The 11,601-nt window shown below is 35.4% G+C and carries 11 protein-coding genes and 1 pseudogene; all 12 read left to right on the forward strand.

Annotation, left to right across the window (positions count from 1 at the left end):
* Window positions 1-288 (forward strand): annotated as a pseudogene (locus tag WFK35_RS15125) (hypothetical protein); the annotation flags it as partial.
* Complete coding sequence (locus WFK35_RS15130; RefSeq protein WP_002977317.1) at window positions 285-959, forward strand: hypothetical protein; 675 nt, start codon at window positions 285-287, stop codon at window positions 957-959. The pseudogene WFK35_RS15125 and the gene WFK35_RS15130, both read left to right, overlap by 4 nt.
* A 1-nt stretch (window position 960) precedes the next feature.
* Window positions 961-1,638, forward strand: coding sequence for a hypothetical protein (locus tag WFK35_RS15135; RefSeq protein ID WP_050791097.1), 678 nt, complete (start codon window positions 961-963; stop codon window positions 1,636-1,638).
* Between the two features lie 11 nt (window positions 1,639-1,649).
* A complete protein-coding gene (locus WFK35_RS15140; RefSeq protein ID WP_002977315.1) occupies window positions 1,650-2,459 on the forward strand; it encodes a hypothetical protein in 810 nt (269 codons plus the stop codon).
* 11 nt (window positions 2,460-2,470) lie between these two features.
* Window positions 2,471-3,643, forward strand: a complete 1,173-nt coding sequence (locus WFK35_RS15145; RefSeq protein WP_002977314.1) for a hypothetical protein — start codon at window positions 2,471-2,473, stop codon at window positions 3,641-3,643.
* Between the two features lie 2 nt (window positions 3,644-3,645).
* The gene (traK, locus tag WFK35_RS15150) at window positions 3,646-4,260 is read left to right on the forward strand and encodes a conjugative transposon protein TraK (RefSeq protein ID WP_002977313.1); all 615 of its coding nucleotides are present in this window, start codon (window positions 3,646-3,648) and stop codon (window positions 4,258-4,260) included.
* On the forward strand, window positions 4,260-4,640 hold the full coding sequence (locus WFK35_RS15155; RefSeq protein ID WP_002977312.1) for a hypothetical protein: 381 nt from the start codon (window positions 4,260-4,262) through the stop codon (window positions 4,638-4,640). Before traK ends, WFK35_RS15155 begins: the two co-directional genes overlap by 1 nt.
* A complete protein-coding gene (gene traM, locus WFK35_RS15160; RefSeq protein WP_002977311.1) occupies window positions 4,637-5,896 on the forward strand; it encodes a conjugative transposon protein TraM in 1,260 nt (419 codons plus the stop codon). The genes WFK35_RS15155 and traM overlap by 4 nt, the downstream gene beginning before the upstream one ends.
* Before the next feature lie 3 nt (window positions 5,897-5,899).
* Window positions 5,900-6,790 (forward strand): conjugative transposon protein TraN, encoded by an 891-nt coding sequence (gene traN / locus WFK35_RS15165; RefSeq protein ID WP_002977310.1) that lies wholly within the window; start codon window positions 5,900-5,902, stop codon window positions 6,788-6,790.
* An 80-nt stretch (window positions 6,791-6,870) separates the two neighbouring features.
* The gene (locus tag WFK35_RS15170; RefSeq protein ID WP_002977309.1) at window positions 6,871-8,853 is read left to right on the forward strand and encodes a type IV secretion system DNA-binding domain-containing protein; all 1,983 of its coding nucleotides are present in this window, start codon (window positions 6,871-6,873) and stop codon (window positions 8,851-8,853) included.
* Between the two features lie 26 nt (window positions 8,854-8,879).
* A complete protein-coding gene (locus tag WFK35_RS15175; protein WP_002977308.1) occupies window positions 8,880-9,695 on the forward strand; it encodes a M23 family metallopeptidase in 816 nt (271 codons plus the stop codon).
* The gene (locus WFK35_RS15180; RefSeq protein WP_002977307.1) at window positions 9,682-10,863 is read left to right on the forward strand and encodes a hypothetical protein; all 1,182 of its coding nucleotides are present in this window, start codon (window positions 9,682-9,684) and stop codon (window positions 10,861-10,863) included. The genes WFK35_RS15175 and WFK35_RS15180 overlap by 14 nt, the downstream gene beginning before the upstream one ends.
* The last annotated feature ends 738 nt before the right edge of the window (window positions 10,864-11,601 follow it).

The following is an 11,601-nucleotide window of genomic DNA, read 5'->3' on the forward strand; positions in this document are numbered from 1 at the left end:
ATACAGCTGGTAACTAACAAAGCGACCGACATTTATACTGATGTTGCTGATCTGCTGACAAGTGGTGAGCTGAATCTTGCAACTTCAGGAGATCGGAAAAGGCTTCTGTACAATATTGAAAATAACACCCGTCTGCTGAATGTCTATTTGATCAACGTAAAGATGACGATAAGGAGAGCCAAAAGAAAAGGATTCTGGAAATCTATCAATCCATTTCAGACGTATGTCAATACTGACAGGCATATTTTTCAGCAAATATTGAACAACGCAGGAACATTGGGACTATGAAAACTTTATCAAAAACTAAAGTCTGTTTCCTGATTCTGATTTTTTCAAATATACTTAAAGGTCAGCTTACTGGAGGGAATTATATCTGCTACTACCTTATTAACTCTGAAATTCAAAAAACAATGGATGAAAATGAGAAGCAGAAAGAAATGAGAAATAAGCAGCTGACCAATTTAAGTCTGGAATCAGCCAATAAGGAACAATGGAGCAAATACAGGGATGTGACTGAAAAAATTCGTGGAAGGCTTAACAACCTTTCGTTTGCAGTTCAGGCTATTCCGACATCGGTGAACATCGTCAGAGAAATTGATAAGATTTATGAGATACAGTCGAAAATTTATACTGAATTATCTGATGCCCCAATCTGGATTCCTGTCGCACTCAATGGTCAGTATGAGTTTATAAATAGTCTGCAGTTGTATATCAGGCTGATGGCAGGTATAGTTTTATCGTATGGGACGATAAACGAAATGGAAAAGGCCGAACGTAAAATTCTTCTGGATTTTGCTCAAAGTGAAATCAAGACTCTTCGGCAGCAGTCCTACTCTACCCTTCAGAAAATCATCAATGTCAAGAGAAAAATAAAACTGCGTAATAACCTGCTTCAAAATTGGGTGAACAGGGACAAGAAAATCATTCAGGATATCATTAACAATGCAAATCTTTATTAAAATGAAAACATTTCTAATTGTATTTTTTCTGCTTTTACTGAATAATGCAAAGTCACAAACCTATTATCAGCTCTATTATAATTTAGAACTGCAGGCTCAGGTAACGGCCAACCAGGCTGCAAGAGTAGCTTCTGAAAAGCTTTACCAAAATTCTTACGAGAAACAAAGAAAAGCTTACGATGATATCAAGGAAAAGGCTGTGCAGGTTGTGGTCATAAAAAATCACATATATAATCAGCTTCGTAATGTCAATTCAGCACTGAAGCAGGGAAAACAGCTTGAAGCCATATACTATGATTTTACCAAACTTATTGGAAACATGGAGAAAATGCTGGAGCTTTCAGCTCAAAAACCTCAGTATGCCGTATTGATTATGAATTATTATTCTAAGCTTTATCTGCATGCGATGAACTCATATGAAAATATAAGCGAATCGGTTCTCAATGAAGAAAATGATTTTCTTATGGACAGCTACGATCGGCAGAAAATTCTTTCAAAAATACAGCATGAGATAAAAATTATGAATGGCTGGACAGTTCACATTATCAATTACCTGAGGAATGCTGAAAAAAAACCATACTTCCGTCATATTGGTGTTTTCAACAGCTGGTATATACGGGACAAAGGTTTAATCCAAAATATTATTAATAATTATAACCAGAATTTAAACGGTTGGTAAAATTATAATCTATGAAAAACATACTATTAATACTATCATTTCTTCCCCTTTTATCTTTCGTAAAGGGACAGACCATAAAAAGAGTTAAGGACAAACACATTGTAGGTCAGGAGAAAAGGCAGGTCTTTTATCAATGGGGAGACTGGCAGCCTGAACCAAAATACTTTTTGGGCATACAGACTAATTATGCCTATGCCATGGTATGGGGCTGGCTGGCTCCAAGTCGAAACCGTGATTACAAAGGCGGAAATGACATCAGACCTTTAGGACTGGCGGGATTGCAAAACCAAAGATATGCAACAACCTTGGTACAGCAGGACAAAACAAGCGATATTCAGGAAGAAGCAAAGACAACATATGAAGAAAACCTGAAAGAATTCTATCATTATTCCAGTGCGACCTCAGGGGCTGATCCTCTTTATCTGCTTTATTATAAAGATGTACTGAACAGTCTGGATAATTTTGACACCGGATCTTCGGCATTATCTCAGTGGGGATTTACTTCTTCGAAAGCCTGGGAACGATTCAATAATTACGGCATCATCGGAGAATGCAGGCGAAAGATCAACGTCATTCAGGACAAATACAAATTTGCTAAAAGTGCAGATATGCCGAGAGGCAAAAGGATTCTTGCCTACCATGACTGCCTTATCGAATGGCGAAAAATGAAAAAATACCTAGCGTACTTAAACCAGCAGGGAGAGAACAGGTTTAGAGCCGAAGTTAAACTTGAAAGTTACAAAACAAAAAATCCCGGAAAGATTACAAAAGAACGGAGAGATGCAGAGATATTCATGGATGTAATGACGGGGCATTTATAGTTAAAAAAATTATGAAACGAAAAAAGATTTTAAAAAGCATTATGAAAATAATGCTTTTATTCATTCCGTGCTTTGCATTCTCACAGGATACACACAGTGATGAATATTACCAGAAAGCAATGGATTTTCTGCAGGGTGAGGGCGTATTGGAAGGCTGGTTTACTGAAAAGTTCCTACCGCTTTACGACAGCTTTATGACCGCAGAATATGGACAATTTATATTATTTGGACAGGCTGTAGCGGGTTTAGGCGCACTACTCTATCTGGGGAATATAGGATGGCAGATGATAGGCGGAGATCGTGAATGGGAAATAGTACCGATGCTAAAACCCTTCGCCATTGGACTGGTTATTGTGAATTGGGTATCATTTGTCGGTATTCTCCGTACTCCTCTAATCAAGCTTCAGGACGTCTCAGAGAGCAGCTTTGTTGAGAGTCAGCAGGAATTGAATTCTTTAAGATGGGTACGTTTTAAAAAACAGCAGCAGGTTGTAGACAGAATTGTTGAAGAGCAAGCTAAAGCACAAGCTGAAATCCAACAACAGGAAGCCGGAGACCAATCTTTAATAGAAGAAGGACTGGATATGGTTGGAGATGGATTAACAAGTCTTATGAGTCCTGTCTATGAACTTTATCTCAGATTACAGGTTGGTTTACAATTAGCCATATCGAGCGCGCTGGAATTGATTGGGTTATGGATACTTCGAATATGTGTCTATGGGATATTTTTTATCCAGCTGATATTTTCGACCATCTTAATTATTATCGGTCCTATACCGGTTGGGTTATCAGTTTTTCCTGCGTTTTCAAGTTTTCTTTCTCAATGGGTTTCCAGATTCATCAATGTCAATCTTTACGGATTTGTGGCATTTATTATTTTAAAAATCGGAACCCTCCTTCAGCTATTTGCCTTTGAGGCAGAAATTGAGAGATATGATCAGATTATCAATACAGACGGCAGTATAAAGAACATGGATTTGCTGCTTACCTATTCTAGCAGTGGGATCATGTCATTTGGATTGGTCATCGTCTGTTTTTTAATTACAGCCGTAGGAATATTATGTGTTCCTACCCTGGCCAATTATATCATTCCGTCGGGCGGTGGTAATACAGGAGCCATGAGTAAGATGAAAAAAGCAGGAATGGCAATAGCCACTAAAGGAGTTTCATTATTAAAAGGATAATTATGGCAGTTGTAAAAAACATTGAAAAAAAAATCAAGATCAATAAAGTAACTTCCATTGGCTGCATAATTTTATCAGTCATCGTCGTTATTGCAGGATTTGTTTTCTCATATAAACAGATAAAAGATGCAAGAAAATCCATCTATATTTTAGATAACGGGGTTCCTGTTTTAGTCAAGCAGACCGATTTGCTCCTAAACAGACCTGTTGAATATAAAGCTCAAGTCGATATGTTTCATTCTTTATTTTTCACACTTTCAGCAGATGACGATTATATAAAATCTCAGACACGAAAAGCATTGTATCTGATCGATGACAGTGGTATGAAGGAGTATATGAATCTGAAGGAAAAGGGATTTTACAACCAGATCATTTCTTCCAATAGTGTGATGACTATAAAAGCAGACAGCATTAAACTCGATGAGCAGAACTTAAAATTTATTTACTATGGCAAACAGACCATTAACCGAAAGACGCAGCTTATCGTCAGAAAATTGATCACTGAAGGTTTTTTGCAAGATCTTCCCCGATCTCCCAATAATCCTCATGGTGTTCTGATCGAAAAATGGAAAACATTAGATAACTCGGACATTTCCGTAAAAGAAAAATTTAGATAATGGAACAGCAAAATAAAATCATCAGTAAAAATCCATCAACCATATGGAAAAGTGTGGAACAATTTGCAGAACGTCAGCCGAAGAGAACATTTTATCTCATGTTTGGATTGATTTTTTTGTCCACCCTATTCTCAATTGGAAGCTTGATTTACATACAAAAAGTTTCCATTCCTGAATACGAAACGATGAAAAAGCAAAATGTCCTAAAGGATGCTGCTACCTCATTCAACTCGCCGTTTACAGAGACAGAAAAAATTCTGGGTATAAGAGAAGCGCTGAAAGAACTTGATTACTATCGGAAAAAAAAGATATTGAGTTCTTCCGATAGTTCGAGAATTAAATATCTCCTCGATAAATACAATATAAATAATTCAAGATGAAAAAACTCAATTTAAAACAACCTAAATATGTTCTTCCCCTCATCGCCCTGCCATTCGTTTTAATGATAGGGTATTTTTATGTTCAATTCACGGAAAACTCAGGAAAAGACAAAAATAAACTGGCTGAGAGTAAAGACATTTCCACCGATTTCGGAAAAGTTGGAGAACGCTCTGAAATTAAAGGAAAGGCCGACGCTTATGCTGATTTCTTTGATAAAAGAACCGATGGAAGAACCATGATTGACGGTTTCGGTGATGAGCATGAAAGTCTTGAAAAATTTGATGATGATCTTTCAGAGCGACAGAAAAGGCATATTGACAGTATGAATTATGTCAGAGAAAAAGAACGTCTGAATAATCTTTCCCGACAGGCCAATCGACAGTCCTACTATAACGCGATGGATGCTAAACAGTCGAAAGAACGTGAGGATGATCAGTACGACAGAAGTATGAAAATGTTAAAAATGCTCAATGGTGACAATAACGGGGTAAACAATTCAGGAAAAGCTGATACTCGGAGTGCTGAAAATTCCGACTGGAAAAAGGATCAGATGACCTTGATGAGAGAGCAGATGATGTTAATGGATAGTATCGAAAAAGCAAACAACCCTGAACTTAAAAATCAAGCCAAAGCCATTGAGAAAATGAAGAAAAATGAGAAAGAGATGGATTTTTTTCTCAATTCTACATTGGATGTAACAAAAGCCTCGAAAAGCACAGAATTCAATTCGATCTTCAGACAACGTGAAAATAACTTTATCAAAGCTGTGATCGACGAAAACATTAAGGGCTTTGCAGGAAGCAGAATAAGGATTCGCCTACTCGAAGATGTATACGTCGGAAATGCAAAAATATCGAAAGGTACTCCCCTTTACGCATTGATCAGTGGATTTTCACTGCAAAGGGTGAACCTTAACATCGTATCGGTAATGCATCAGAACGAGATTCTTCCTATCAGTCTCAATATCTATGATGTTGATGGCATGGAAGGATTGTATGTCCCAAGTTCGGCATTCCGTGAAATGACAAGATCTATGGGAGAAAACATTGTGCAAGGTCAAAATCTTTCCAGTGGTAGCGCTGATTTTTTTACCACGACGCTTAGCTCAGTATATCAATCCACCTCAAAAACAATATCGGACGTAATACGGAAAAACAAGGCAAAAATTAAATACAATTCTTTCGTTTACCTCATTGACAACAAAGAACTTGAAAAAAAGAAAAAGAACATTTATAAGAAAAACACCAATCCATAATCTATGAAAAATTTCATTATTATCCTTATGCTGATGCTTGTTTCTACGGAGACATCCGCTCAGAATACAGTACTATCGAGAGTATATAAAAATAATCTTCCCGAAATCTATATTACAGGTAATGTCAATCTTCATTTCAGGAGCCCCCAGCCTATTCAGTTTGTTGATTTAAGTACGAAACACCTTATAGGCGATCTTCCTACAGAAAATGTTGTAAGAATTAAAATACAACAGTTTGAAGAGGAAAGCCATTCCGCTACCGACAGTATTAGAATAAAAGAGGAAACTCCGATTTATTATTATGATAATCAGGAATTAGGAATTGTTACCATTGTCGGACAATCCTTTATGGCTCAGTACAAGCTGATCTATAAAGTTGACAGCAGTGCGACTATAATGACCAACATTGAAATTTTACCTGAAGACATGCAGGCTCTTGAATATCCGGATTACCAGATGTCCAGTGCCGAACTCAGAAAATATTCGGTGGAGATTATCAGAAAAAAAGAAGCAAATAAAATACGTAGAAACAGAGATTTGGGAATCGAATCGCAGCTTAATAATGTATACGCTTTTGGTGATTATGTATTTCTAGATATTAGTTTTAAAAACAATACAAATCTCATCTATGATATTGACAAACTTAAGTTTTCTATCGATGATAAAAAGGTTTACAAAGCCACGAATGTTCAGTCTATTGAGATAGAGCCTGTATTCCGTCTGTATGACTTAAAGACATTTAAAAAGTCTTACAGAAATATTTTCGTTTTTAAGAAATTCACTTATCCGAATAACAAGGTTCTAAACATCAGGCTGATCGAAAATCAAATCAGCGGCAGAACAATTAATCTGGAGATTAAATACTCAGATATTTTACAGGCTGACACTTTTTAATATTCATTTACATCTAAAGTATAGCAGACAGCTGGGAACTCCTGGCTGTCTGCTTTTTATATAATTCAATTTGAGAAACAATGCAGGAAAGTAAAGAACAACAAAAAATCTACGGATTCTTTCAGAAAGCAGTCTATATGCTGGTTTTGATTGAATGCAGCATTATCTTTTTTGGAGGTACTCAGATTCCGATACTTCCAAAGCTATTGAAATCATTTGCGAAAATGCCATTTCTATTTCCTCCGTACCATGCCAAACTTGCTGAACTTCTGTTAATCATACTAATTGCAATTGGTACAAAGCCAAAAAAAAATCAAGATATTAATATTACAAAATCAATCCTTTTACCAATAGTCGTTGGATTACTGATGATGTTTGGTTCATTGGCATTTATAGATGATACATTTAGAAAAGACATCCCGCAGTTTACTCCCTATTTTAATATCTATCAGGCTGTTTACGCATTACTTTCATTCGTAGGTGTTTTAATAACCCTTTTAGGTGCTGACAACATCAGCAAGATTATGAAAATCAAGCTTGGTAAAGACCGCTGGAACATTGAAGAAGAATCATTCGATCAAAACAAGGAATTAATTACGAATGACTTTTCAATCAACATCCCTTACTTATTTTATTATAACAAACGGATGAATCACGGATGGATTAATATCAATCCATTCAGAGGTACACTTGTAATAGGAACGCCCGGTAGTGGTAAATCTTTTGGAATTATTAATCCGGCGATCAGGCAATTGATTGGCAAAGGATTTTGTCTCTGTATTTATGATTATAAATTTCCAGATTTGGGAAAGATAGCGTACTATCATTATCAATTGAAAAGGCAACATGACGAGAGCTATAAGCACGAGTTTGCGGTAATTAATCTTAATGAAGTTGAAAGATCAAAAAGAGTCAATCCTTTAAGAAAAGAATATCTCGCTACATTAGCAGAAGCTCAGGAAATGGCGGAAGCAATGGTGTCTTCACTTCAAAAAGGTGGTGGGTCAGGAGGTGGAAGTGATCAGTTTTTCACCCAGTCAGCCATCAATTTTCTAGCATCATGCATCGCTTTTCTTGCAAAATATGAAGAGGGCAGATTTTCGACCTTACCGCATCTGCTTTCATTTATGAACCGTGGTTACGAGGAAATTTTCAATACTCTTTTCACCAATATAGAGCTGCATTCTCTATTATCAACTTTTAAATCGGCTTTTGATAACAGGGCTTTCGACCAGCTGGAAGGACAGATCGGAACACTTAAGATATTTCTATCCAGATTGGCAACGAAGGAAAGTTTCTGGGTATTTTCAGGTGATGATGTCAAACTTAAAATTTCTGACAGAAAAAACCCTACAATCATTGTCTTAGCGTCTGATCCCAATACACAGGATATTAATTCTGCATTATATTCTACCATATTAAATAGACTATTAAAACAGATTAATTCCAAAGGCAATTTACCAAGCGGAATTATTGCCGACGAGCTGCCGACTATTTATATACATAAGATAGATAATTTAATTGCTACTGCAAGAAGCAATAAAGTAGCTGTACTCCTTGGACTGCAGGAAATTCCCCAGTTCCGCCAATTTTATAAAAAAGAAGTTGCAGACACGATTACAGCAATCATCGGAAATATTCTCAGTGGCAGTGCTCGAGATAAAAGTACACTGGATTGGCTTGAAAAAGTATTTGGCAAAGTAAAACAAAAAAGCCAGTCTATGTCAATCAATAATAATCAAACGACCATTTCAATTCAGGAAAAGATGGATAACCTCATTCCTGCCGGTAAAATAGCAGGATTAAAAACGGGAGAAATGGTGGGTATTATCGCAGGTGATGAAAATAATCAAACTGAAGAATATAAAACTTCGGCCATACACGGCAGAATCAATCTTGATATGAAAAGTATCGAGGATGAGGAAGCTAACTATATTGAAATGCCCGTGTATTATAACTTTAAAGACAAGTCAGGAAAAAATGATAAAGAGAAAATCCTGATGTCGAACTTTCTACGAATCAACAGAGAAGTAGAGTTGATCATTAAGGACTTCAATCCGTAACTCTAACAACATAAAATTTAAAAAAAATGAAAAAAACAGTAATACTGATGCATTTGTTAATTTTTTCAAATTTCCTACCTCAATTTAATACGGCTTCCTATAAAGGAAAACTCAATACTATTCGATTGAACTCCTCTTTACAAAATCAATTCACCACCAGCTTTTTGTCTTACCATATTGCAGGGAAGTTGAATAAAAAATATTTTGAGAAGAGTAAAGATTCATTGAATAATGCAGCAAATGAAACTGAGCAAACAACTACTCCACAAGCCAATTCAATTAAAAAAGATGATGATATTCAAGCGACGTCGGAAGACGATTCATTGTCAGAGAATCATCCATCCGAAAAAAAATACAGAAATAAAAAACTTTCATTATTAGAATACGAAAAATACCCAACTGAAGAACTACAGATTATTTATATGCCTTTAGAAAAAATGAAGATCACCTCGAATTTCGGGCATCGCTTTCATCCCATCGATAAAATTGAAAAATTTCATGCCGGTGTTGACCTGCGGGCTAACAGCGATTATGTATTTGCAGTATTGGATGGAATCATTAGTGATACAGGTTACAGTAATGGTGCAGGAAATTACATCAAAGTACAGCACGGCGATTTTGAGACCATATATCTGCATCTGCAAAAAACTTTTTTTTCATTGGGCGACTTCGTCTATGCCGGTGATATTATCGCTATAAGTGGTAATAGCGGGAAAAGCACTGCACCGCATCTGCATTTTTCAGTGAAAGAAAGAGGAAAATATATAGATCCGGTTCATTTCTTAAATGACTTAATAAAAACAAACAACGCAATTTCAGATTACAATTATGGAAAATACTAGCACCTTACTTACAGATGAACTTAGAAAGTTCGGAATCATGAATCAGCAGGATCATTTTTCCGAGAAACTCTCAAAAAAAGAAATTGATGATTTTCTTAAAGGAGGAATTCTCATTGCCGAAAATGATAAAAACAGGCTCACTTTTAAAATAAATGACGATAAGCTTGATGTCAATGTTTATAATAAAGATATAGTCAATCACAAAGACCTTTCAACTGCCGAACTTTTTGAAATTTCTTCAAGCAATAGAAATCTTTACAAAGTGATGGCTGACTATGGAAACATCACTCATATTGGAACAGGGTACTTTAATAAGAACCCGGAAAACGAAATGACCACATTTGTTGAAATAGAAAACGAAAGGGGAAAAACAATCTTTTTCGGAAACAAGCTTGAAGATAGTCTTAAAGATTTTAAAGTTGGAGATAAAATTCAGATTATTCAGACCGGTGTTGAAAAAACGGTTCTTAAAATAGATGATGCTGATGAAAAGGAACTCGCAAAATTTGATAATGTTTTTATAATAAACCCGTTCAAAGAAAAAAATAAGCAGTTCCAGTCCAGGATTTTTGAATTGGATAAAAAAGACAATACGATAAAAGATGTGGATACAACAAAATACGAGCTCAAAAATGTTAACGGTCACAATATCTCAGAAAAACAGCTTCAGCAATTACGAAAAGGTAAAGAGCTTAAGTTAGATGATGAAACCACCATACAGATAAGTCCGGCATCAAAAAATGAGGCTAAATTGAGCGCAAGTTCAAAATCACTCCTGATACTATCCCTTGCGACGGATGGCGGTCTTAGTTTCTTGATCATAAAAGGCATTCAGAAGCTTGCTAGAATGCAGGAAGAAAATCAACTACAAAAAGAAAGTATAAGATATCAGGTCGAGCTTCAAAAACTAAAAGCACACCTGAAATCGAAATCAGAGCAATATCCTGATAATAAAAATATCATAACTGACCTTAATATTGTCAGCAAAGAAATCTCTGCTTCTCAATCCTCTTTAAATGAAAATACTAATAAGGAAAAAGAAAAGAGCAATATTAATCTTCAGGTTAACGATCCAGATATGTATCAAGATGCTAATCAAAAGAAAGAGGAAGAGAAACGAGATGCAGAAGAAGCATCAAGGTCAACATCTCATTCCAGAGGACGGTAATAATGATAATTATCATGCTCCTAAGCTTAGAAACGCTAAAGATATTTCAGGGAAAAATCAGTGAAAATGGAAATCTCTACTTTTTAGGATTCAGAAAGAATAGCTGGACTATTATTTACAGAGATGGCTCATCACTAGAGACAAAGTCTTTTTACCAGATTATAAATCATTTTGGTGATTTGATCATCCATAATATATACTGTTTCAGATACATTTTGGAAGCAATGCTTTTTTTACAAAATAAACATTGTGATTATCTAAGGAATTCGCTAATTATCATTACCGCGTCAAAAAATAAAAAAGAAATAAAATCCTTTTTATTTAGACGATACATTCAGAAAAATCTTGTCGTACCAAAGATTCATTTATTTCATTCACTGCGAAATTTTGAATTAACTGTACTCTATCTTGAACTTTTAGATAAAGGAGTTGTCTCTGAAACCATTCAGCTAAAAGGTCAAAATTATCTAAAGATAAAGTATAAATCAATTCAGATTATACTTGATACAGAACAGCAGACGAAAAGTAAAATTTTGTTTCTGTTAGGTATAAATGATAAGATCTTTAAAATTCGCAATTATGATCTATCACATTTAATGAGTGATAGAAATCTCTATTGGTAACCTCACATCCAAATATATAGCAATAATGAAAAGCGATGACGCATTAAAATCAGAAGTTGAGATTATATCTGAATACTTTAGAAATACAAACAACAGTATTTGGTTAAAAGAAGGG

The organism is Chryseobacterium sp. VD8, from assembly GCF_037149975.1.
Lineage (GTDB): Bacteria > Bacteroidota > Bacteroidia > Flavobacteriales > Weeksellaceae > Chryseobacterium > Chryseobacterium indicum.